The sequence below is a fragment of the Desulforhopalus vacuolatus genome (genome assembly GCF_016918505.1).
GTDB classification, from domain to species: Bacteria; Desulfobacterota; Desulfobulbia; order Desulfobulbales; family Desulfocapsaceae; genus Desulforhopalus; species Desulforhopalus vacuolatus.
Map to the genome: position 1 here is coordinate 16,617 of NZ_JAFFPZ010000006.1, position 23,367 is coordinate 39,983.

At 51.1% G+C, this 23,367-nt stretch carries 21 protein-coding genes; 13 read left to right on the plus strand and 8 right to left on the minus strand.

All coding sequences use genetic code 11. From position 1 onward, the window contains the following. Window positions 1-18 precede the first annotated feature (18 nt). Both JWG39_RS05465 and JWG39_RS16915 read left to right on the plus strand, forming a co-directional pair. Window positions 19-993, plus strand: a complete 975-nt coding sequence (locus JWG39_RS05465; protein ID WP_205218375.1) for an SPFH domain-containing protein — start codon at window positions 19-21, stop codon at window positions 991-993. Next, a complete protein-coding gene (locus tag JWG39_RS16915; protein ID WP_205218376.1) occupies window positions 990-1,904 on the plus strand; it encodes an EamA family transporter in 915 nt (304 codons plus the stop codon). Before JWG39_RS05465 ends, JWG39_RS16915 begins: the two co-directional genes overlap by 4 nt. Before the next feature lie 268 nt (window positions 1,905-2,172). Here JWG39_RS16915 and JWG39_RS05475 read toward each other — a convergent pair whose 3' ends face one another. Further along, window positions 2,173-2,520 carry a J domain-containing protein gene (locus tag JWG39_RS05475; protein WP_240192008.1) on the minus strand — a complete coding sequence of 116 codons (348 nt, stop codon included), beginning with the start codon at window positions 2,518-2,520 and terminating at the stop codon, window positions 2,173-2,175. On the opposite strand from JWG39_RS05475, the gene JWG39_RS05480 reads away from it, so the two are divergent. Further along, a complete protein-coding gene (locus tag JWG39_RS05480; RefSeq protein ID WP_205218377.1) occupies window positions 2,519-3,451 on the plus strand; it encodes an MBL fold metallo-hydrolase in 933 nt (310 codons plus the stop codon). The genes JWG39_RS05475 and JWG39_RS05480 overlap by 2 nt on opposite strands. A gap of 464 nt (window positions 3,452-3,915) precedes the next feature. Here JWG39_RS05480 and JWG39_RS05485 read toward each other — a convergent pair whose 3' ends face one another. Further along, a complete protein-coding gene (locus JWG39_RS05485; RefSeq protein ID WP_205218378.1) occupies window positions 3,916-4,773 on the minus strand; it encodes a sirohydrochlorin cobaltochelatase in 858 nt (285 codons plus the stop codon). A gap of 239 nt (window positions 4,774-5,012) precedes the next feature. Between JWG39_RS05485 and JWG39_RS05490 the strand changes: the two genes are divergently transcribed. Continuing rightward, window positions 5,013-6,230, plus strand: a complete 1,218-nt coding sequence (locus JWG39_RS05490; protein WP_205218379.1) for an OmpP1/FadL family transporter — start codon at window positions 5,013-5,015, stop codon at window positions 6,228-6,230. Between the two features lie 199 nt (window positions 6,231-6,429). Here JWG39_RS05490 and JWG39_RS05495 read toward each other — a convergent pair whose 3' ends face one another. After that, window positions 6,430-7,299 carry a radical SAM protein gene (locus tag JWG39_RS05495; RefSeq protein ID WP_205218380.1) on the minus strand — a complete coding sequence of 290 codons (870 nt, stop codon included), beginning with the start codon at window positions 7,297-7,299 and terminating at the stop codon, window positions 6,430-6,432. 4 nt (window positions 7,300-7,303) lie between these two features. Beyond that, a complete protein-coding gene (locus JWG39_RS05500) occupies window positions 7,304-8,062 on the minus strand; it encodes a tRNA threonylcarbamoyladenosine dehydratase (protein ID WP_205218381.1) in 759 nt (252 codons plus the stop codon). Between the two features lie 65 nt (window positions 8,063-8,127). Between JWG39_RS05500 and JWG39_RS05505 the strand changes: the two genes are divergently transcribed. After that, entirely contained in the window at window positions 8,128-8,514 is a 387-nt protein-coding gene (locus JWG39_RS05505) for a YkgJ family cysteine cluster protein (protein ID WP_205218382.1), read from the plus strand. Here JWG39_RS05505 and JWG39_RS05510 read toward each other — a convergent pair. Next, window positions 8,505-9,011 carry a YgjV family protein gene (locus tag JWG39_RS05510; protein ID WP_205218383.1) on the minus strand — a complete coding sequence of 169 codons (507 nt, stop codon included), beginning with the start codon at window positions 9,009-9,011 and terminating at the stop codon, window positions 8,505-8,507. The two genes, JWG39_RS05505 and JWG39_RS05510, sit on opposite strands and share 10 nt — an antisense overlap. A gap of 127 nt (window positions 9,012-9,138) precedes the next feature. Here JWG39_RS05510 and JWG39_RS05515 point away from each other — a divergent pair, with 127 nt between their 5' ends. The 5 genes from JWG39_RS05515 to JWG39_RS05535 all read left to right on the plus strand — a co-directional run bounded on the left by JWG39_RS05515 (window position 9,139) and on the right by JWG39_RS05535 (window position 13,405). Next, entirely contained in the window at window positions 9,139-9,906 is a 768-nt protein-coding gene (locus JWG39_RS05515; protein WP_205218384.1) for an ABC transporter ATP-binding protein, read from the plus strand. 175 nt (window positions 9,907-10,081) lie between these two features. Then, on the plus strand, window positions 10,082-10,864 hold the full coding sequence (locus JWG39_RS05520; protein ID WP_205218385.1) for an ABC transporter substrate-binding protein: 783 nt from the start codon (window positions 10,082-10,084) through the stop codon (window positions 10,862-10,864). Window positions 10,865-10,981: 117 nt separating this feature from the next. Continuing rightward, the gene (locus JWG39_RS05525; RefSeq protein WP_205218386.1) at window positions 10,982-11,674 is read left to right on the plus strand and encodes an ABC transporter permease; all 693 of its coding nucleotides are present in this window, start codon (window positions 10,982-10,984) and stop codon (window positions 11,672-11,674) included. Then, complete coding sequence (locus JWG39_RS05530; protein WP_205218387.1) at window positions 11,675-12,379, plus strand: ABC transporter permease; 705 nt, start codon at window positions 11,675-11,677, stop codon at window positions 12,377-12,379. A 183-nt stretch (window positions 12,380-12,562) separates the two neighbouring features. Continuing rightward, on the plus strand, window positions 12,563-13,405 hold the full coding sequence (locus JWG39_RS05535) for a cytidylate kinase-like family protein (protein WP_205218388.1): 843 nt from the start codon (window positions 12,563-12,565) through the stop codon (window positions 13,403-13,405). A gap of 106 nt (window positions 13,406-13,511) precedes the next feature. Here JWG39_RS05535 and JWG39_RS05540 read toward each other — a convergent pair whose 3' ends face one another. Next, on the minus strand, window positions 13,512-13,970 hold the full coding sequence (locus JWG39_RS05540; RefSeq protein ID WP_205218389.1) for a DUF3124 domain-containing protein: 459 nt from the start codon (window positions 13,968-13,970) through the stop codon (window positions 13,512-13,514). Beyond that, window positions 13,967-14,443, minus strand: a complete 477-nt coding sequence (locus tag JWG39_RS05545) for a ferritin family protein (protein ID WP_205218390.1) — start codon at window positions 14,441-14,443, stop codon at window positions 13,967-13,969. Before JWG39_RS05545 ends, JWG39_RS05540 begins: the two co-directional genes overlap by 4 nt. A gap of 416 nt (window positions 14,444-14,859) precedes the next feature. On the opposite strand from JWG39_RS05545, the gene JWG39_RS05550 reads away from it, so the two are divergent. Then, on the plus strand, window positions 14,860-17,196 hold the full coding sequence (locus JWG39_RS05550) for a hypothetical protein (protein WP_205218391.1): 2,337 nt from the start codon (window positions 14,860-14,862) through the stop codon (window positions 17,194-17,196). 362 nt (window positions 17,197-17,558) lie between these two features. Here the strand turns inward: JWG39_RS05550 and JWG39_RS05555 are convergent, their stop codons facing one another. Then, window positions 17,559-18,440, minus strand: a complete 882-nt coding sequence (locus JWG39_RS05555) for an aq_1923 C-terminal domain (protein ID WP_205218392.1) — start codon at window positions 18,438-18,440, stop codon at window positions 17,559-17,561. Between the two features lie 912 nt (window positions 18,441-19,352). Here JWG39_RS05555 and JWG39_RS05560 point away from each other — a divergent pair. Together JWG39_RS05560 and pta are read left to right on the plus strand one after the other, a co-directional pair. Then, window positions 19,353-20,567, plus strand: a complete 1,215-nt coding sequence (locus tag JWG39_RS05560; protein WP_205218393.1) for a tetratricopeptide repeat protein — start codon at window positions 19,353-19,355, stop codon at window positions 20,565-20,567. A 684-nt stretch (window positions 20,568-21,251) separates the two neighbouring features. Next, window positions 21,252-23,360 (plus strand): phosphate acetyltransferase, encoded by a 2,109-nt coding sequence (gene pta / locus JWG39_RS05565; protein ID WP_205218394.1) that lies wholly within the window; start codon window positions 21,252-21,254, stop codon window positions 23,358-23,360. The last annotated feature ends 7 nt before the right edge of the window (window positions 23,361-23,367 follow it).

Below are 23,367 nucleotides of genomic sequence, written 5' to 3' on the forward strand. Positions count from 1 at the left end.
CTACAGGAGAATAAAGACATGACCTCAGGAACAATCGCACTGCTGATTATCATTGCAGCCATCATTATTCTGTTGTTGAAGACCGCTGTTGTCGTTCCGCAACGCTCGGAGTTTGTTGTAGAGCGACTCGGAAAATATCGTACGACCCTTGGTGCCGGTTTTCATATTCTCTTCCCTTTTCTTGATCGCGTCGCGTATAAGCGAAGTCTGAAGGAGGAACCCCTCGACATCTCGGCGCAGACCTGTATAACTGCCGACAACGTTACCCTTGAGGTGGACGGTGTACTGTACCTGCAGGTGATAAACGCCAAACTCTCGGCCTACGGGATTGACAACTACCACTTCGCCACCGCCCAGCTGGCGCAGACCTCTCTGCGCTCCGCCATTGGCAAGATTTCTCTCGACAATACCTTTGAGGCGCGGGAAAGCCTCAACGGCCAGGTTGTTGCGGCCCTTGATGAAGCAGCCTCCAACTGGGGGGTGAAGGTGCTGCGGTATGAGATTCGTGATATCCAGCCGCCACGGACGGTACTTGAGGCGATGGAAAAACAGATGAAGGCTGAACGGGAGAAGCGGGCGGAGATCGCACGTTCCGAAGGGCAGAAACAGGCGACTCTCAACCGCGCTGAAGGTGACCGCGGCGAGGCGATCTTCCTCTCTGAAGGGGAGAAGATGAAGCGTATCAATGAGGCGGAAGGAAAGGCTCAGGAGATTCTCATGGTGGCGAAAGCCACCGCCGAGGGTGTGCGCCTTGTGGCCGAGGTCCTGGCCTCTCCCGGCGGTATTGAGGCTGCCAACCTTGAAGTTGCACAGAACTACATCAACCAGTTTGGCAAACTGGCACAGACCAGCAATACCATGATCATTCCTGCCAACGCCGCCGATGTCAGTTCGATGATTGCCACCGCCATGGCCACGATCAAAAAAACGCAGGAACATGGAACATCCGCAGAAAAAACGTCCGTAGAAAAGACAAAGGTGCGGTTTGAGTGAACCGGGGTAAGGCATCTGTGGGAGTCTCTCTTTTCACCGCCCATCTTCTCACGATCTTCACCTCCCTGCTCATCGCCTCCACCTTTGTGGTGGGGGCAAAAATAACCCGGGGGCTGGATCCGGCGGTACTTACCCTTGTCCGTTTTATCGTGGCGGTGGCACTTTTCTGCCCGTGGATTTTTCTCCGCTTCGGCTGGCGTGCCACCTTTACCGTGTCGCTGCGTACCCTGCTGCGCTGCAGTATTGTCAGCCTCTGCCTCACCGGTTTTTTTATTGGCATGTTTTATGCCCTGCGCTACACTACTGCTCTCAACACCAGTGTTATCTATACCCTTGTCCCTGCTCTTTCTTCGCTCTTTTCCCTGCTGCTGGTGCGGGAGGCAATCAGCCTGTGGCGCGGTTCTGCGCTGCTGCTCGGTCTGGTGGGAGCGCTGTGGGTACTGTGCGACGGTCAGTTGTCGATACTGTTCACCATGCACTGGGGATACGGGGATAAGATATTCGCACTTGCCTGCCTCGCCATGTCGCTTTACACTCCACTGATCAAGCTTTTTTTTAAGGCCGAGGACACCATGGAGGTGATCACCTGGTGGATTCTTGTCAGCGGTATGGTGTGGATGGCTCTGGCTGCAGGACATCAACTTCTGCACACGGACCTTGTGTCAATTGATGCGGGGGTGTGGCTCGGCATTCTCTATCTCGCCATCTTTACCACTATCGTTTCCTTCTATCTCGTGCAGGTCTGTGTACCGGTGTTGGGGCCGACGCGGGTGATGGCGTACTCTTACACCTATCCGGCGCTGGTGGTGCTCTATGACCTGCTGCTCGGTCATGGCATACCTCAGTCTGCAACATTGCCGGGGGTGGGGATTGTCTGTCTGGCGATGCTGTTGCTGATGAGGGAGGAGTAATACCATTCCTCTTACGTTGTGACCTCACTAAATGCCATTTTCTCTTTCTATTGGCGAATGTAAAGGCAGGGGGACGGGAAACAGGAGAAAGGAGAAAGGAGACGGGAGACGGGAGACAGGGAAAAGCAAAAGACGGAACAGCGAAAAACTTTTTGCCAAAGGAAAGCTCTAATCATGCGAATAAAGGCAAAAAACTTTAAAATTAAACAGAGAATTACTGTTGTTCTTTGCGTTCTCTGGTCAGTAAAAAATGTGATTGGTATAAGGCTCAGGAGTTATGCCAGGGGGAATTCTTTCCAAAACGCTGCTGCCACCACTCCTCATCGCTGCGCAGGCGGGAGAGTTCCTCTTCAGAGAAGGAGTAGGAATACTCTTCGCACCAGGCGAGAATAACCTTCTGCGCGGCGACGATTCTGCGGGTCATCTCCTCACATGCCTCTTTGTTGCCGCCGGTGTCGGGATGCCAGCGGTGGAGGAGGGTGCGGTAGTTGCTTTTGATCTGCCTCAGGGTGGCACGCTCCGGGAGTTCGAGAAGTTCTTGTGCTTCGCGGATGTCAGTGGCATTCATATCAGTTGTAGAGAAGAAGGAAAAACGTTCATTCTGTGAAATTATCATGATACCACAATGCCATACTATTCCCACACCCTATATTGTTGGGCCGGTGCACTGCTACAGCACTGAGCTGGACGGTGAATTGACCCTTTTCGACTGCGGCCCGCCGACGGCGGAGTGCCGTCGCTTTCTGACGGAAAATGTTGACCTTTCCCGGTTGAAGAATCTCATCCTTACCCACGGCCATCTTGAACACTGGGGACAGGCCCTGTGGCTGGCGGAACAGGGGGTGACGGTTTACATGCCGCAGGCTGATCACCTGAAGATTGTCCGCCGGGAGGAGAGACGACGGGGGATCGCCGCGCTGATGGCTGAAGTGGGTTTCCCTCAGAGCTGGCTGAAACAATTCGACAAGGCCTATCTGGAGGAGTCGATCTATGCCGATTTTCCGCCAGGGTACCATATTGTGGAGAAAAAATTGCCGGAGCATTTTGGCTTGAAGGTACACGCCTGCCCCGGCCATTCGGTAAGCGATCTGGTCTATGAGGGGGATGGCTGGATTGTCAGTGGAGACACCTTGCTCGATGGGATTTTTCAATCTCCGGTGCTTGATCTGGAACCGGGAAAGGACAAGCGTTTTCTCAACTACAGGGCCTGCTGCAGAAGCATTGTTGAACTGGCGTCCCTGCAGGGCAACACGGTTCTCCCCGGCCACCGCAGTGGCCACGGGGTGAAGAAGATGCTGCTGAGCTATGTGAATACGGCTCTCTCACGGGCAAAGCGTTTTCGGCCCTGGCAGGGAGAGAATCTGATGACGGTACTCGATGTCATGCTTGAGGGACGCATCAAAGGACCGTTTCACATCTACTTGAAGGTTTCGGAGTTGCTCTTCCTCACCGATTTTCTCACCGAGCCGGAACTGCTGCGCAGCGCTCTCAAAGAGGCCGGGCTGTACAACGACGTTGCCCGGCACTTTGAGGAGGTTTTTGGGTAACTTCTCAAAAATCGGGAAGGACGGAAAAAAGGGAGAAAGGAGAAAGGGAAAGGCAAAAAGCGGTAAGACAATTTTTTTACCGCGAAGAACGCGAAGGAACGCGAAAAACATTTGAGAACAAAGCTTTTTTGTAATTAAAGCGGAAAAGCAAAGGCAGAAAGCTAAAGACTGGATGACCAGCGAAACACACTCAAAACACGAAAGCTTCTATATATAAGCCGCCTTTTTTTTTCGCATGTTTCGCGTATTTAGTTGGCAAAAAAAATCCTTTCGCTGTTCTGTTTTTCCCAAGGTTCCCTTGAAACTGTTTCATCTCACAACGGACGTCCTCGGGTTTTGTTGCTCTGCTTTTTCCTGTCTCCTTTTTTGTCTTTACTCTTCGCGAACCTTCGCGTCCTTCGCGGTAAAAGTTTTTGTCCCTGCCCTTTACGTTTTCGGCGTAGAGATAAAAGAGCAGCGAATTTCTAATACCTTTCGGCCAGTCCCATCACCCTCGCCAGCCGCTGCAGGAAAAATTCAATAATCTCGGGATAATATCCCAGTCCTTTATAATAGTCACTGCCCGCAAGGGTGGTTGAGAGGCACGTCACATCGTCGAAACCGATAGCCGTTAACTGGGAATACCAGCTTGTCTCCTCTTCTCCCATCAAATCATCCTCGGCGTGTTGCCCTGCAAAGTAGAGCAGGGGGATAATGCGCAACTCATTGAATTTGCCTGCCGCGTTATCACGCACCAGCTCGTTACGCAGTCCTGTAAAGTCGGGAGTTCCTTCCAGGGAGGCTGTGCAGACATTGCTGTAGCGGCGGTGGAGGAGTCGTTCCAGGCCGAGGTAGACAATATTCGCAGGATCTGCCGCGAGCGGAGTACCGTGCAGGGCAAGAAGGTTGAGTCCTGTCGAGGGCGGCAGAAACTCCTGTTCCAGAACCTTCAGAACTTCCTCAATGTAATTCCAGCGGTGCATCAGTGTCTCGCCGAGAAAGGTGCGCAGGCCGGGGAAAAATTCGCAGGTTTCGGCTATCTGCTGATATTCGGTGCCGGGAAAGATCTGCAGGGGTTGAATTACCACCCGGCGGAAGTTTTCCGCCTCGGCATGGGCAAGGGCTTCATGCAGACTGGGGTTCCCGCTTCTGCGGCGGATGACAGCAGAGGTGAAGGCGTGGAAGATGCGATGTTCCGGCCAGCGTTGTTCAAGTGCAGTGGTGAAAAGATCCAGCACCGCCTCGCTGCGACTGCTGGTGCCGAAACTGACGATGATAATTGCCGGTTTCTCTTTGAGTTCGGGGGTGCGCATTTTGCGACCGATATATCCGTGTCTGTTCATGGGGTTCCTTTCTTTTCATGGATTTTTTGAGAAGTTACATAAATTTCAAAATAACAATAATCTGCGATGAATTTTGTGCACATTTATTTTTTTAAGCGTAAAAAAAATTATACTTTCCCGGAGTAAAAAACTTTCCAAATGCTTGCCTGGAGTCACAAACTCTTGTATTCTCTCGACTTTGTGGAGGAAAGTTATTTTTACGCTATTATAGAAAATCTATAATTCAACCGAGAGAACAAATGAAAAAGTGCATTTTATGTGTCGCTGCAACTCTTCTCGCCTGTCCTGCCGGGGCCATGGCGTCAGGCTGGCGGATTCCCGAGCAGTCCGTAGATTCCACTGCGAAGGCAGGGGCTAATATTGCTTCCTCCAGTCATGCCGATACCGCATACTATAACCCGGCACGCATGGGCTTTCTCGAAGACCGCTGGCAGGTTGAGGCGGATCTCACCTATATCTACCTCTCAGCTGTAGAATACGAAGATGCCCGTACCAGTGCTTACAACGATACGTCGGAGGATGAAAATTTTTTCATCCCCACCGGATTCATGGTTTCACCCGATTTCGGCGGCACCCGCTTTGGCCTTTCAGTGACCGCACCCTACGGTCTTGCCAAGCACTGGAAGAGTGGATACGGCAAGGCCTTTGTTGAGGAGTTTTCTCTTGAGGTCATTGAGATCAACCCTGTCGTTTCCTACACCTTCAATGACTGGATCTCTATCGCTGCCGGTCCGCGTCTGCTTCTTGCCAGTGGATCAGTGAAGAGTGATGCCACTGTTATTGGCACAGAACTCGGACGCAGCGTGGATACCGACAAGGCGTCGTGGGGCTGGAATGCTGCAGTGGATGTAAGGCCGATGACAGGGCTCGATCTTGCGGTCACCTGGCGTTCCTATGTAGATATGAAATTCGATGATACCGTCAATCTTAATCTGATGGGTACAGAGGTCAGCCCCACGGCAGACCTTTCCATTCCGGCACCGGCTGTACTGGCTGTCTCTGTGGCGTATGATGTGACGGACAGTGTCAACGTGGAGCTGACCTGGGACCGTACCTTCTGGAGTGAATACGATACCTTTGACTTTAATTTTCATACCGATATCCCCGGCAATCCCTTTGAAGCACCGGTGGCGCGTAACTGGGAAGACTCCGATGCCTTTCGCCTCGGTATCACATGGAAGGCGAGCAGCGTGTTGACCCTGATGGGCGGCTTTGCCTATGATCAGTCTCCGGTAAATGATGCGACGCTGGATTTCTCCGTCCCGGATGCTGACGCATGGATCTACTCTCTTGGGGCGCAGTACAAGGTGAGTGAAAATCTTGAGCTCGGTCTTGCGGCCCTTTATGATTACAAACAGGATCGTACGAACAAAGCGGATCCCACGGGGGTGGTCTACGGGAAATTCAGTAATGCCTCTGCGCTGCTGATCACTGGCAGTGTGAGTTATATGTTTTGATTTTTGCGGCTTATACCATTCCTGTTAAGTTCTACCCCGTTTTGTCTCCTGTTTATCCATTCGTGGTTACAAACGACAAAAGGAATCGCGAATGGACACGGATAAACACGAATTATGGGACCCTTATTATTCATTCGTCATCACCAAAAAAGATGTCTACGTAGTCGCATTCTCTGGTCAATACAAAGTGTAAATGGTATTACAGCCCTCGCCGCGACTCGGATTTCAGTGACGTCTCGCCCCGCAGTGCGGCACGGATTTCGGAGAGTACACGCTCGCGGTCGCGGGGCAGGCGGGCACGTAGAGGCAGATAGTTTGAGGCGTGGTTGGCGTGGAAGAGACCACCGGAGAGGGTGGTTGTTTCGAACATGATCTCCAGTTCACGCAATACGCCACGGGCATCAGGGAGGTGAAAACGTCCAGCTTCAGCATCGGCAAAAAGCGGGGTGCCCGGAGTGAGCATGAGGGTGAGGGCACCGATGAATTTCGGGTCAATGGCGGTCAGCACCCTCCCTGTTTCCCGGGCATGGATCTCGGAGCGGGCAATACCGGCGATGCCGAGCAGTACGGTGAGGGAGAGTTTAAAGCCTGCCCGCTGCAGACGGATACACTGGGCGATCGCCTGCGCGCTGTCGTTACCCTTGTCGATTGCGGCAAGGGTGACATCGTCGCCGGATTCCAGTCCGACACAGGCCATGGTCAGGCCGAGTTCAACCAGTTCGGCCAGCTCTTCATCGCTCTTGAAGCGTATGGATTTCACATTGGCGTAGGTGGCAACGCGGGCAAGTCCAGGCAGGTGGCGGCGGATGGCGCGAAGGATCTCCACCAGCTTCGCCTGTGGCACGATGAGGGCGTCGCCATCGCAGAGAAAGAGCTTGCGGTGATGCGGAAAATGGGCAGCGGCGAAGTTGATATCCGCCATGATGGTGTCTGTCTCTTTGACGGTAAAACGTTTGTCACGATACATCTCGCAAAAGGTGCAGCGGTTGTGAGAGCAGCCGGTAGTGATCTGCAGAAGTATGGAGTTCGCTTCACTCGGCGGGCGGTAGATGGTACCTTCGTAATGCATGGTTTCAGCCTTTTTCAATGGAAAGTTTTTTGATGCCGGCGAGGTGAAGCAGCGCCATGTTGGCGATAGTCAGGCCGAAGATCCCCGGGATGGTTGACAGACTGCCGAGGATATTGCGCCCCCGTCCCTTTTCGGTAAACTCCTCCTGTCCGCCGATGCCTCCTGCGGAAGGTTCGATGGAGTAGACGGAGGCGATGCCGCTGTCGATTCCACGCCGTCGCAGTCGCCGCCGAACATTACGCGCCAGTGGACAGCCGGTGGAGGAGAAAAGATCGCCGTTGCGGATCGCGCCGGGGTCGGTGCGCAGAGCCGCGCCCATGGAGCTGATGACGGGGATCTGTCGGCGGGAGGCTGCTTCGAGCAGGTCGGTCTTGGGATTGAGGGAATCAATGGCGTCGATCAGCAGGTCCGGCGGCGGGGTGAGAATCCTCTCAAGGGTTTCATTGCGGCAGAAGAGTTCGTCCGCCTGCACTTCACAGGCGGGGTTGATTTCAGCAATTCGAGCCGCAGCGGTGCTCACCTTGGTGGCACCGAGGGTGCTTTCGAGGGCGAGGAGCTGGCGGTTGATATTGCTTGCAGTGATACAGTCAAAATCGACCAGTCGCAGGCTGCCGACGCCAGCGCGGGCGAGGGCTTCAACGGTATAACTGCCTACCGCGCCGATGCCGACGACGGTAACGCGGCTCCCGCACAGGCGGCTGAAGGCCTCTTTGCCGAGGAGCAGGCGGGTACGGGCAAAACGGTCTGTATTTGTCTCAGTCATGCAGATACTCTCAAGAAGGATCATGGAAATTTCTACTAATCTATCAGCTGTAACAGGGGACGGCAATGAAAACCAGTCTTGATGACCTCTCCACCTGGAGCAGATACCGCAGCCGTCTCTGCCGCAGCTGTGTGGCCAACTGCTGTCGCCTCGCTGTGGAGGTCCGTGCGGAGGATCTGATTCGCCTTGGATTGATGGAGGAGATGGAGCTGGAAGAGAACCTGAAATATGTCGCCCGCAGGCTGATAAAGTCTGGAGTGGTGGAGCATTTCCACAGCCGGAGCGGTGTCTTCACCCTGAGCCGTCGAGCCAGTGGCGACTGCCTTTTTCTTGATGAAACCACCCGCAGATGCACCGTGTATGAGAAGCGGCCGGAGACCTGCCGCAACCACCCGCAGGTTGGGCCGCGTCCCGGCTGGTGTGCGTACGAGAAGAGGATGGATCAGGACTGACTTCTTTTCGGAGCAAGATAAAAACGGTAATACCCGATGAGATTTGAGCAGAAGAAAACGATCTCTACCACCACTGCTCCAGGGGAACCGGCGAGAATATTGTGGCTCAGCCAGCAGATGGTACCGGGGAACATGAACAGACGCAGCCGCTTATCCTCACGCTGAAAGGTCCCGAGGTTGCAGATGGCCGAGCCTCCTGAGGCAAGCAGTGACAGCGGGCCTTCCCATGTGAAGATGGTAATTACTGCGATCATTGCGACAAAAAGCCAGGCGAGACGTATGTTCGCGGTGTAAAAGCCGACGGCGAAACGGATTGCACCAAAGAGTGCAAGGGAAGCGGCTGTCCAATGGCCGAGCAAAGCGAAGTGCAGGGCCAGGGTACTGCTGGAGAAGATGAGGCAAAGGAGGATATTCCTTCTTTTTTTCAATTGAAAAGATGTTATATCAGAGCAGAGTGTCAGCCCGGTGAGGATTTGTGAGAGGAAGAAAGGTGACATGGCAGCTCCGCAGAACGGTATCGGGAAAGAGAAAGGAGGATGTGTCCGGCATTCTCTTTGACATTTTTGTGGATAATTGGGTATATCTGTGACGGTAAGATCTTCACACTTAACGAAAAAGAGAGAAATGACAACTGATTATGCCCTCTCCGTGGAGGGGATACACAAGAGTTTCGGACGCAACGAGGTGCTGAAGGGGATTGATCTCTTCGCCCGCCGGGGTGAGGTAATCTCTGTTCTCGGTTCATCCGGTTCGGGGAAATCTACCCTGCTGCGCTGTATCAATCTGCTTGAGATCCCGGACCACGGGATTATCCGCGTTGACGGGGAACAGGTGCAGATGAAAACACTGCGGCATGGCAGTGTCCCGGCTGATATGCGTCAGGTGGAACGGATTCGCTCGAAACTGGCGATGGTCTTCCAGCAGTTCAATCTCTGGTCGCACATGACCATCCTTGAAAATGTTATGGAGGCTCCGGTGCATGTTCTCAAGCGCGACCGGAAAGAGGTGCGTAAAATGGCGATCCAGTACCTTGACAAGGTGGGTATCGGTGACAAGCTGCACGTCTATCCGATCCATCTCTCCGGCGGGCAGCAGCAGCGGGTGGCTATCGCCCGGGCACTCTGTATGGAGCCGGAGGTTATTCTTTTTGACGAACCGACTTCGGCGCTTGACCCGGAACTGGTCGGTGAGGTGCTGCAGGTCATGCGTGATCTTGCTCTTGAAGGGCGGACAATGATCGTTGTTACCCATGAACTTGGTTTTGCCCGGGAGGTCAGTTCCCGTGTCATTTTTCTTGAAAAAGGGCTGATCATGGAAGACGGTACCCCCGAAGATGTTTTTGAACGACCGGTGACGGATCGTTTCCGGAACTTTGTCGCCGCCATGATGTAGGGAGCACCTTGAAAAAAAATTACCCGCCTGTAACCTCGGATACTCCGAGGATAAATTTAACTTTAACAAAGAAGATGGGCGATTATTCGATGTTCCCGCAGAACGTGTACGGGGGAATGTTGAGATTCACCCTGTTCCTGCAGAATATATTTCAACCAGAACTCAGGAGATTCCAATGAAAAAAATTGCTGTATTTCTCTGTTGTTTCTTCCTTGCCCTCAGTTTTACCACGACATCTTTCGCCAAAGAGTGGAAGAAGGTACGGGTTGCCGTGGAAGGTGCCTATCCGCCATTCAGCTATATTGAGCCGGATGGCAGCATTAAGGGCTTTGATATTGACATAGCCCACGCCCTCGGCCAGGCCATGGGGGTTGAGATTGTCCTTGTACAGCAGAACTGGGATGGCATGATCCCCGGCCTGCTCGCCCGTAAATATGATGCCATTATCGCCTCTATGTCGATTACCGAAGAGCGTCGCAAGAAGGTCGGTTTCACTGATAAATATTACCAGACCCCGGTAAAATTTATAGCGAAGAAGGGAGCATATTCCAATTTCACTGAGAATGATCTCAGGGGAAAAACCATCGGCGTGCAGCGGGAGACTATTCACGATAAATATCTCACCGCCAAATATGGCAAAGATGTGAAGATCAAGCGTTACGGCAATCTCGACGAGGCCTACCTTGATATCACTGCCGGTCGTCTTGACCTGATTATCGCCGACAGCGCGGCGCTCTACACAGGCTTCCTCACCAAAGAGAATGGCAACGAGTATGAATTCGTCGGTCCCGATATGCTGGACGAGAAGTGGTTTGGTGAAGGTGTGGGGATTGAAGTGCGGAAAAAAGATACGAAACTCGCCGAGATGTTCAATAAAGCGATTCAGACCATCCGCGCCAATGGTGAGTATAAAAAGATTCAGGATACATACTTCAACTTTGATGTTTACGGGAAATAAGACGTTGGAATTCCGTCGTTGCGCTGCCGCCGGGTCACAGGACGCTGACGGCAGTTCTTCTTCTCGCAGGTTGCCCTGCGGGAAGTGTTCCCTTCGCTTTCCTTCCTTCCCTTGAACATGTTTACACTCTATGGCTACGGCCACACAATTCTTGCTGGTGCGGTGCTCACCCTTGAAGTCTGCTTCGCTTCCCTTGCGGCAGCTGTGCTGCTCGGCATGCTTGGCGCACTCGCGAAACTCTCGCCGCAGCCTTTTCTTTCGCTGCCGGCAAAGCTTTATACCACTGTAGTACGTGGTATTCCCGACCTCGTGCTGATGCTCATCGTTTTTTATGGCGGGCAGATGGCGGTAAACTCCATCGCCGAGAAGGTTGGTTATGAGGGGTATATCGACATTAATCCCTTCATCGCCGGTGTACTTACCATCGGTTTTATTTTCGGTGCCTATATGACTGAAACCTTCCGAGGGGCCATTCTTGCCGTCAACCCTGGTCAGATGGAGGCAGGCCGCGCCTATGGGATGACCGGTCTGCAGATTTTTTCCCGTATCCTCCTGCCGCAGATGATGCGCCACGCCCTGCCGGGATTTGGCAACAACTGGCTGGTGCTGACCAAGACGACGGCCCTGGTCTCCATCATCGGACTCAACGACATGGTGCAGCGGGCGGCGCTTGCCTCGGGGGCGACCCACAAGCCCTTTGTGCTCTACGGGGCGGTGGCGATCAACTACCTGTTGCTTACCAGCGCTTCCATCATCCTGCTAAAATATCTTGAAAAGAGATATTCTGCCGGATTCAGCAGGGAGTTGTAAATGGATTTTTCGATTATTCAGGAGAGCTGGCCGATCTATCTTGACGGCCTGATTACCACCGTCTGGCTTACCGTCGCCGCCCTCGTTATCGGCCTGCTGCTCGCCGTTCCCCTGGCGGTGATACGGGTACATGGCGGGGCGCTGGCTCAGGCTCCGATCCGTGCTTTTGTCTACTTCTTCCGCGGCACTCCCCTGTTGATTCAGATGTTTCTTATCTACTACGGTCTCGGGCAGTTTGAGTGGATGCAGCAGAGTGTACTCTGGTCGCTTTTCAGCGAGGCATGGTTCTGCGCCCTGCTGGCCTTTACACTGAACACCTGTGCCTACACTGTGGAGATCATCCGCGGCGCAATTGTTGCAACCTCCCACGGAGAGATTGAGGCGGCCCGGGCCTGCGGTATGTCGCGCATGCTGATGCTGCGGCGCATTATTCTGCCGAGTGCCTTTCGTCGGGCCCTGCCGGCCTACTCCAACGAGATAATCTTTATGCTCCACGGCACGGCTCTCGCCAGCACTGTCACTATCGTCGATATTACCGGCGCGGCGCGGATTATTCAATCTCGTTACTACAGTCCGTGGGAGGCTTTCCTCACTGCGGCACTGCTTTATATGTGTCTCACCTTTACCATCGTCTTTTTCGTTCGCAGGCTGGAAAAACACTGGCAGGGACACCTGCTTCCCGAACGGGTGACGGATTTTGAATAAGGCTGAAAAATGTCTCCCTGAGAAATTTTTTCGAGGGTTGAGGCAAATTCTGCATTTCATGGTATAAATAAAAGGAACTTAAAATAAGGGACCTTGAAACATTTTGTATTTCGTTCATATTCAAGGTGCCCATAATTTTGGAACAAGGGATTCTGACCCGCAAATTTTATATGGAGAGCTCCCATGGCAATTATAACCATCTCTCAGGGCACCTTCAGCCGGGGGCGTTATGTGGCAAAAAAACTGGCCAGACGCCTCGACTATCAATATCTTTCCCGCAATCTGCTGCTGGAGACGAGTAAGGAATTTTCGGTGCCGATGAAGCGCCTGCAGCGGGCTATCCATGACGCGCCCTCCATGCTGGAACGATTCAGCAGTGAAAAAGATCACTATCTGAGCCTTTACCGTGCTGTCTTCCTGCGTCACATGGTCAACGACAATATCGTTTACTGCGGTATGGCCGGTCATTTTCTCGTGCCGAATATCCGCCATGTCTGCAAGGTTCGGGTGATCGCTGATCTCGAGAGCCGGATACACAAGAAGATGGAGGATGAAGGCATAAGCAATGAGCAGGCGCGTTATCTGATTCATAAAGATGACGATGCCCGCCGGCGCTGGAGTCTTGCCATTTTCAGTAAGGATACGTGGGACAGCACCCTCTATGATGTCTTCATCAATATTGATACCATCACCATTGACGATGCGGTGGAGATGCTTGCCGAGCTTATTGAGAGCGGCGCGTTTGACGGCAGTGAGCAGTCGCGGGAGAAGGTGAAGAAACACTCCATCCTCGCTTCGGTTCTTGCTGATCTGATTGGCGCTGCACCGAAGGTTTCTGCCTTCATTGACGATGACGTGCTGGTGCTGCAGCATCTCGAAGGTTATCCCATGGGCAGGAATGATCGCCGGGCAGAGCTGCGGACGAAGTATCTGGAGCTCTATCCCGATTTGAAGGATGTTGAGTTCAGGAGTGAATCTCATGACAATCGGGAACATGGCAATGCCATCTATACCCTTGACCTTTGAACAGGTTCGAAGCAGGAAAAACTAAAGGGACACTCGAAAAATTAAAGGGACACTCCAGACTTCTCGTCCGGGTGTCCCTTTTTTGTTACAGAAAAGATGTTCAGTTTTACTGAATTGCTTCACCCCGGGAGGTGAAGGAGATACCGAGCATGGACTGAGTCCCGATCATCACACTCTCGACAATCGGCGGGTTTATCGGTTTGTCTGCCTGCCACTTGACAATAAAGTTGGCACCGGAACCGCCGGTGTTGTCATCCTGTCCGACGACGTAACGGGCAGATCCGAGCGGGCCGAGCTGCACCGGAGTTTTGACAAATTGACGCAGCAGTTCTCCCTCGGTGTGGTAATAGGTGACGCTGGTAATGACCATCTCCGATGCCGGGTCTATATTGCGGATGGAGAGGGTGACGGAGAGGGCCAGAGGGTGCTCCCGATTGCCGAAATAGATATGTGAATAGGCAGGGACGTAAATCGTCTGCCCGACGCTCTTCTCCGCAGAGGCAGAAAGCTCGGCACAGAACAGCAGAGAGAAGACTGTCAGCAGAGACAGCAGCGGGTGACTCATTGGTCTCCACCGAGATCGCGGCGCATCTTCTCAAGGATTGTGATATGTCCTTCCTCCTCAGCAACGATTTTTTGCAGGTCCGTCTTTACCTCCCTGTCTTCAACGAGGGAGAAAATGAATTGGTAGAGAGTGATGGTTTCTTTCTCCTGAAGTATGGCAAAGTTCACTGCATCAAGGGGGTCGGTAATCTCCTCAAGTTCTTTTTCCTCGACGGGAAAGTGACTCTCACGGATGATTTTCTGCAGCATCTCCCGCCCCATTGTATTGAGCTCCTGCTGGCTTTTGCTCTGCTCAGGCTTTTCCAGCATGAGTTGGGCAAACCAGTTGGCATGGAGGCCTTCCTGCTGTGCCATCCAGGTATAGAGTTCTCTGAGTTTGGGAAGAGAGGTCTTGATTGCGGCCTTTTCGTACTCTTTTTCGCCGTTTTTTTCCACCTGGATGGCGATGTTATAAATGTCTGCTATGGTGAACATGGTGAAATCCTCGGTGTCACGGAACGTTACAGAGGGGATCTCTTCAGTTCTGTGACGGATGAAATTTGAACTCGTACGCTATCTCTGACTGGAATCCGGGGGACTGCAATGAATCCTTGATAAGTTCTGATAAACGAAGTGCCCGCAGTTGATGTGAATAATTTTCAGGGATAAAGAAATATGATTGCCGGACTTCCGATAATTTTGTGGTCAAAGTGCCACATACCTGAATGCAGTATAAGAGAGGGTGAGAATTTTTTCTATGTAATCTTATGTGAAATTGTAAAAATACGAATTCACAGGGAAAACTGCCAGTGACGTGGTTTGTACCAAAATGGTATTACCTCTTTTGTTCATAAAAAGAGTTCATTTCCTGCGCTCAATTCCTGCGCTCAAACTCAAAAAATGGAGCTGATATGCCGGCACTGTATTTTCTGGTTTTTCTCTCTTTTTTCCTCTCTACACCACCTCTTTTGGCCTCCTCGACCGGAATGTACGGGGTGAACAGGAGTGTGCCTGAGCTGGAACAATACGGGGTGAAACGGGTGTGGATGACACCTGACCATCAGCGGATCTCCGCTGAGACCGCTCTGAACCGACAGGTCTTTCTTACTCTTAATGTTTTCGGTGGCAGTGGCGGCTGGCGGGAGTTTCCCGATGCTGTGCCGGTGCTGGCCGATGGCACTCTGATGCCGGCAAAATTTGGTGGTATCTGTCCGAGTCACGAGGGATGGCGGCGGCAGCGCCTTGAACTGCTCCGCAGATGGGTGGGAGACTATGGCGGCAGGGGTGGCATATCCGGTATCTGGCTTGATTTCATCCGTTATCCCGGTCACTGGGAGGAGAAGGATCCGCAGCTCTTTGATACCTGCTGGTGTGATCGCTGCCTCACGCGATTCCAGAAGGAGAGCGGGGTGACACTGCCAGCGAAGCTGCAGGGGACGGCAGCAAAATCAGCCTGGATAAAGGCCAACGCTGCAAAACAGTGGTACGCCTGGAAGCAGGGGGTGATCCTCTCTTTTGTCACAGAGGCGAAACAGATCCTTCACTCAGGCAGCAAGCCGCTGCAGCTCGGTCTTTTTCTTGTGCCGTGGCGCATGTCTGATTTCAACGGGGCAGTCATCACTCTCCTTGGGCAGAATGCAGCTCAACTCGCTGCAGAGGCCGATGTTCTCTCACCGATGACGTATCACCGCATGTGCGGCAGAAGTGAACCCTGGATCGGAGACGTTACCAGATATTTCAAAGAAATTGCCGCCGATGCGGGTGCCGAGGTATGGCCGATTCTGCAGGCGGAGGAGATGATGCCCGATGGCTTCAACGATGCGGTTTCCGAGGCAGAGCAGGGGGGAGCTGACGGCCTGATGATCTATTCTCTGCGTACCATGCAGCCGTGGGAATGGCCGATATTTAGTGGCTTTTCCCCGCAGAAGAATCTCCTTGGAGAGTTGTCTCCGGGAGAAGGACAGGTCACCCTGCAGGGACCGCTGGAGCAGTGTTTTCCCGGGACGAAATTCCTCTTTGCGGCTGACTTTTTCCGCGACAACCGCAATGACCCCACCGCCTATCCGGAAGTGGAACTGTGGGGAGAGCGGTATCGTCTCAACACTCATCGTCTTGCGGGTCAATGGCAGCGGGTCAAGGTGCTGGTCTCCTGTCCAGAGGAGAATCACGACTCCTCTTTCAAATTTCTCAATCGTTACTCCTCCACGCCATTTTCCATGCGCCGGACGACCATGAGGCCGTGGGTAGAGGAAAAAGGGACGTTGCGTCCGGTGGCCACCAGTTCATTTTTCCCGCTTGGCAGTTACGGCGGTAAGGTGCAAAATCTTCCGGCCATGCAGAAACTGGGACTGAACACCGCCATCGTGGGGCTGAATCGCGCCGGTGTGGAGAAGTGTCTTGAGCTGGGGATGAACTGCACCTTCAGTGTGCCTCGCGACCCTCAGCAGCTCATTTCCGTTCTCAACGAGAATGAAGCGTTACTCAAACAGGGACAGTTCTCCTTTTATGTCAATGATGAGCCTTCTTTGCACGGTGTCCCCTCGTGGAAAACGGAGGATATTCAGCGTCTTCTCAAGGCTCGATTTCCAGATTTCCCGACCATGATGGCGGTGGTTCGGCCGCAGACCGTACCTTTCTACAATAACGGTGCCGACTTTTTTATGCTGGATCAGTATCCAGTGCCGGATATGCCGATGACCTGGCTGCCGGATTCCATGGATATTGCTGCAGAGCATGTCGGACGCACTCGTCTTATGTCGGTAATTCAAGCCTTTGGGGGCGGGAAAAATGCTCTTTCGGGCTGGCCGCGCCTGCCCACTGCGGCAGAGATGTATGACCTTGCCATGCTTTCTGTTATTCATGGCAGTCGGGGAATCTGGTTCTTTACCTGGGATCAGATCAACAGAACCCCGCAGGGAAAGAAAGACTTTGCCCGGGTGGTACAGAGGCTGGCAGTGTTGAAGCCCTGGCTGCAGGCGACAGAGAATACGCGTCCGGAGGTGTGTATGACCTCGCCCTACTCAAAAGACGCGGCGGGAAATCCTGCGGTGCATTGTGCGCTGAAAGGGTCCGGGGAGGGCCGGATGTTGATCTGTGCAAATACCCTGCGTTATGGAGTCCGTGCGAATGTTGCTGTAGAGGGCACGTGGCGGGAGCTTTTTTCACAGGAAAAGTTCAGCGCCGGGGAGGGGCAGCTCGATCTCCCCTTTGCTGCTTTGGAGGTTCGAACGCTGGTGGAAAAGAGATGAGGTTTGATACCATTTACATTTTGTATTGACCAGAGAACGCAACTGCGTGGAAATTTTTTTGGGCTATTACAAATGGATAAACAGGATGTAAAACGAGCATAACTTAATAGAAATGGTCTAATCATACGAAAAAGGGCATTTTTTATAAAAGCGTAACTTCTTAAAGTTTTTTGCCTTTATTCGCATGTTTAGAGCTTTCCTTTGGCAAAAAGTTTTTCGCTGTTCCGTCTTTTGCTTTTCCCTTTCTCCCGTCTCCTTTCTCCCATCCCCCTGCCTTTGAATTCGCCAATAGAAAGTGAAAATGGCATTTAGTACGGTTACAACTTAATAGAAATGGTTATTGCCCCCTTCAGGCATAATATTCAAGGTTTTACTTGAATTCCAAGGGTACTGAAAATCTCAGCAGGGTTGTTGCCGAGTTGTATAAGCTGGCCGACGGAAACCGGCTGTTTGGGCCTGATAAGAATGGTGATACGCTGCGGATTGTTTATGAACGCCTGTACAGCAATGGTAAGGTCCCTGACCTGGGGAGAATCGCCCAGCATGGCCATATTTTGCGCAGTGTCATTCTTGAGTTTTTCTTTCAGGTCCTCAACAGAAATATTCTGTTTTTTTGCCTCGGCATTGAAGAGACGGGTCATTAACCCATCATCAATAAAGGTCCAGGATGCCTGCTTCACCGTAATTGCCATGCTGCTGAAGAGGAAGGCTCCGGAATTGATGTTCTCTTTGTCCAGTAGCAGATTTCCAAACTGTGCCTTAAACACATAACTGCCGATTCCTTTCATCTGCCCACCGAGTTCCTCGACATTAAGAGCCTTTTTCTGGTGGTCATAAGTATACGAACCGATTACATCTGCCAGCGGCAATTTTTTGTAGCCAAGTTCTTTTAATTTCTCGTTTACCTCTGCATTGTCTCCGCCTGTTTTAACGCCGATGAGTTTCAGAGTGGCATGGGCGGGTATCTCATTTTTACGGTCAAAGTTGGTGAGAATGGCTTTCTCAACAGTGGTGGTTTCATTTTGAGGAGTAGTCAGGGTTATATCAAAGAGGGTCCCATCGCTGGTGAAGGGGCTGATATCTACAGATTTGTACGTTGCTTTTACACCTGTCTGGTCCTCCATTTTGACGATGGCAGAATCTACTTCCTTTGCTGCTTTTGAATTAAGCCATGCCTTGCCACCAAACCAGGCGACCGCTGCTATAATCACTATACCTGCGATTACTGCTCTCTTTTTGTTCATTTTTTTTCCTTATCAAAATATGAATTTTACATAGAGACATCCAATATGTCCTTTTTAAGAAAATACAAAATAATACAAATATTTTTGGCGGACTCCTCCTTTTTTCGATATTTTTCGAAACGTTGATTCTTCTTCCTCAATAATCGGGTGAGAAAAGTACAGGGGGGCTCGTTTTAAGACAGCATTTTCAGCTGTGCACAATCACAAGGAACCATAAAATATAAGCGAAGAAAAGAAAAATTATCTTATCTCTTTGAAGGAAAACGAGATCCCAATCGAAAATTGTACACCAGGAAGTCGAGAGGTTATACCGTGAGAATGGAAAACTGAAAAATGAAACCCGACTGGTTGAAAAAAAGTCCAAACTGATTGATGAAAATAAACTGCTGCTCAGTAAGCGGACTCAGGGCCTGACGCGAAAAATATGGAATTCTCCCAATAACCTGGCGCGTACTGCGACCCGTAAGCTTCTTCGAAAAAGAGCCTGCCAGGTCTTTTTTTATGATTTTTCAGAGGGTTACCAAGCTGTTATCTACCAGAAAACCGTGCAAAAATAGCCAGATGAGAATGCTCCAGCAATGTCCCACGTAGAGACAAGGCATGCCTTGTCTGACAACCTTGACCGTAACGGCAAGCAGAATTATTCTTTGATACGGTAATGGAGACAGCACCGGGTTCAGCTGGTCTTGCAAGGAGCCAATAGAGATACGGAGTCTTCATTCCGAAAGTTGAGTGGAGAAGTTAAAAAGCACGTAAAATAAAGTGGATACCTGTGCAGGCTCTGCTGAATATTGTTATGATATGTAAAATATGTTATAAAAAACGCATTTTAGAGCAGGGCACATCGAATAATCGCCCAGCTTCTTCGTTACAGTCAAAAATTTATTAAACGATTTTCCCCGATTGTGTATCATGACAAAAAAATATATCAACGCCGAAGAATTCAACGCAATTTTTTTACAAGCTTGCGAAGATCATCAGAACCAAAGATACGAAGCTGCCAGATGCGGCTATGAAAAACTGCTCTCTCATTTTCCTGAAGCGCCCATTTTACATTATAATTTTGGACTGCTGCTTTATGAGTGTCAGAATTTCAGTGAGGCCCGAAAATCATTTGAACGTGCTGCGGAGTTGCAACCTTCAGATAATGATATTATTTTTAATCTCGCTCTGTGCTGTAAACAGACGGGTGACATTGAAAGAGCCCTTAAATATTATCTTGAAATCTTGAAAAGTGAGCCGGAAAGCATTGATACACTCTATAATGCAGCGGGTTGCTACAGGGATCTCAAATATCTTGATGAGGCCGAACATCTCTACCTGAGGGTTTTAGATCTTTCTCCGGATCATTTTTCTGCTAATAATAATATCGCCTATGTTTATCATTTGTCCGGTAATATAACAAAGGCTGTTTTTTATTTTAAGAGAGTCCTGGAACTGCAGCCCGCACACAAGATGGCCGAACATATGCTTGCAGCACTCACCGGGGCTGAGGTCGCGGCCCCGCCAAAGGTTTATGTTAAAGAAGTTTTTGATAACTATTCTAAATTCTATGAAAAAAGTCTGGTTGAAGAGCTTCAGTATACTGTCCCTGAGAGTATTCGAGAGGTTGTTGAAAAGGGGACATCCTGGAAAAAATCATTTGACTGTGGTCTTGATCTCGGTTGTGGCACGGGCTTGAGTGGCGAGTCTTTTGCGGATGTAACCAGGCAGTTGTCAGGGGTGGATCTTTCTCCCGGAATGATTGATATTGCCCGGGAGAAGGGAATTTATCATTCACTAACAGAATGCGATGTTAATGAGTTCCTGGCTCAGGATACGAGGATGTATGACTTTATTCTGGCAGCCGATGTTTTTATCTACCTGGGTGAGCTGAAAGAGACGTTTCGACTGCTGCGTCAGCGTGCCACTGCGGATGTCCTCTTTTGTTTTTCAACAGAAAGTAAGACGGGAGAAGGCTTTTCTTTGCGGTTGACAGGTCGATTTGCCCACAGTTCTCATTATATTGAAAGAGTTGCCCGTGCAACAGGCTGGCAAATCATTGAAAAACATGCGAGTGCCATTCGAAGGGAAAAAGACGCCTGGATTAAAGGTGATCTCTGGTTTATGAAAATGAAAGAGGCTTGAACACCTGCCGCACAGGGGTACATGAGGGCCGTCCTCCTGACATTTCCTCTGGCCGGGCCTTGTTCGCTGAGGCTGGCGTACAAGGCAGGTAGACGTGAGAATGTATCCTTTTGCTTTTTCCTGCCTCCCTTTTCCCGTCCCACTGTCTTTGAATCCGCCAATACAAAATGTAAATGGTGTAATGCTTCTCCTGAAATTGAAGAATTCGATATTTTGAGTTCCCTTTATAATATCGACCAAAAAATTCCGGCAGACTTTGAGTGAGCGGCCCGGTTTTTTTTGGGTGTCACCGGTGGAAACAAAAATGAGGGGGATGGCAGTGATGCTTTTCTCCGTTGTTTCGGCTTCTGTAGCAATCTCTTCAACGTGTAAATCACCCATCCTGGCATGTCCATGTCAAGGGTAATCAGATCGGGGATCTTTTTGCCCATCTATAAAGAGCAAGAGCCTCTCTCTTGTTTTCTGCCGTGATAACGTTACTTTTTGCAGTACATGACGGGAAAAGTACTTTGCTCACTTTATTTTCACAACATCATTGGTATGGACACAGACCGCCCTCATTATTATGTGTTGCCTCCTGTTCTTGTATTTTCAGGTTTGCAGCGGTATATTGGCGAATTTTCAAGCGAAAACAGGAATTCTGCAAGGGAATTCCCGCATTATTGTAAATTTGGAGAGTACAGCATGGCAAATAAACTTTATATTACTGCGACTGAACGCCGCATTGGTAAATCTGTAGTGAGTCTCGGGTTAATGGAGCTCCTCACCCGGAATATTAAAAGAGTTGCTTTCTTTCGTCCGCTGGTGGATGTCGATGACACCCGGCACGAGAACGACAACACCATCGAACTTATCCGCAGCCACTATGACCTTACATTTGAGTACGATGAGATGTATGGTTTTACCGCCGATGAGGCCAACACTCTGATCTCAATGGGGCGGGATGATGAGCTGCACGAAAAAATTCTTAATAAATTCAACGCCCTTGCCCTGAAAGCTGATTTTGTTCTTATTGACGGGCTTGAGATGACTGGTGCCTCTTCCTCCTTTGATTTTGATCTCAACATCACTATTGCCAACAATCTCGCAGCGCCGATACTGCTGGTCGCAGGTGGCCGTAATATGCAGGCTGATGATATTCGGCGTTCAGTGAAGGTTTATTATGAGTCGCTGGCTGAGAAGAGCAGCAGTGTGGTGGGTACTATTGTCAACCGCGTTGATCCCGGTTCCTTTGAGAAGGTAAAATCCGCTCTTGAGAATGATCCGCTGGTGGGAAAACAGAGTGTCTACGTTATTTCCGATAATGAAAACCTCGGCAATCCTTCGGTGGGTGAGGTGGTAAAACTGGTCAACGCTGAAGTTCTTTACGGACAGGATAAACTGACCCGTCATGTACGCGGTTTTACCATCGCCTCCATGCAGCTGCGGAACTATCTTGAGCGCATTGAATACGGAAATCTGATTATTACCGCCGGTGACCGTTCGGACATTATTCTCGGTTCCCTTGCCGCCGAGGAGTCGAAGACCATGCCCAATATCTCAGGGATTATGCTCACCGGTGGACTGGTACCGGAACCTGCCGTACAAAAGGTCATTGAGGGTTTTCCGGACCTGGTCCCGATTCTTTCCGTGGCGGAAAATACGTACCAGGCGGCAATTCGGGTGGACTCCATTCACGCATCCATCACTCCGGACAACAGCCGCAAGATCAACGAGGCGCTGGCCCTTTTTGAACGTCATGTGGATATGGTTGAATTGCGGGATAAGATCATCACCCGCAAGACGACTACTGTAACTCCGAAGATGTTTGAATCCCGTCTTCTGCTGCGAGCCCAGGCGAACAAACAGCATATTGTTCTCCCCGAGGGTGAGGATGATCGTATCCTGCAGGCGGCGGAGATCCTTCTGCGCCGGGATGTCGTCAACCTTACCATCCTTGGTGATGAAGCAAGGATTGGCGAGCGGGTGAGAAGTCTCGGTCTGCACATCGAAGGTGCGGAGATCGTTGATCCGGTTAAATCCCCACACTTCGATGAATATGTAGATGACTACTATGAGCTGCGCAGGCACAAGGGTATCTCAAGGGATTTTGCCAGTGATACCATTGGTGACTTTAACTATTTCGCCACCATGATGATCTATAAGGGACACGCCGACGGCGTGGTTTCCGGGGCAGCACACACTACCGCCAACACCATCCGTCCCGCGTTTCAGATTATTAAAACTGTGCCGGAGTGCTCCGTCGTCTCCTCAGTTTTCTTTATGTGCCTCAATGACCGGGTGCTGGCCTACGGTGACTGTGCCGTCAACCCCAATCCCACCGCTGCTGAACTCGCTGAGATTGCCACCAGTTCTGCACTGACTGCCAGACTCTTCGGTATTGAGCCGCGGGTGGCCATGCTCTCCTATTCCTCTGGAACTTCCGGAAAAGGTGAGCAGGTGGATAAGGTTCGTGAGGCCACAGAGCTGGCCCGCAAACGGTCGGAGCGCATTTATCCTGGTCTGCTCATTGAAGGGCCGATTCAGTATGACGCGGCCATTGACCCCTACGTTGGGGCCTCCAAAATGCCGGGCAGCAAAGTCGCTGGACGGGCTACCGTCTTCATCTTTCCGGATCTTAATACCGGAAATAACACCTACAAAGCGGTGCAGCGATCCTCTGGCGCGGTTGCCATCGGCCCCCTGCTGCAGGGGCTGCGCAAACCGGTGAATGATCTCAGCCGCGGCTGTCTTGTGACTGACATTGTCAATACCGTCGCCATGACAGCGGTACAGGCTCAGGCGCAGAAATAAGGGGGAG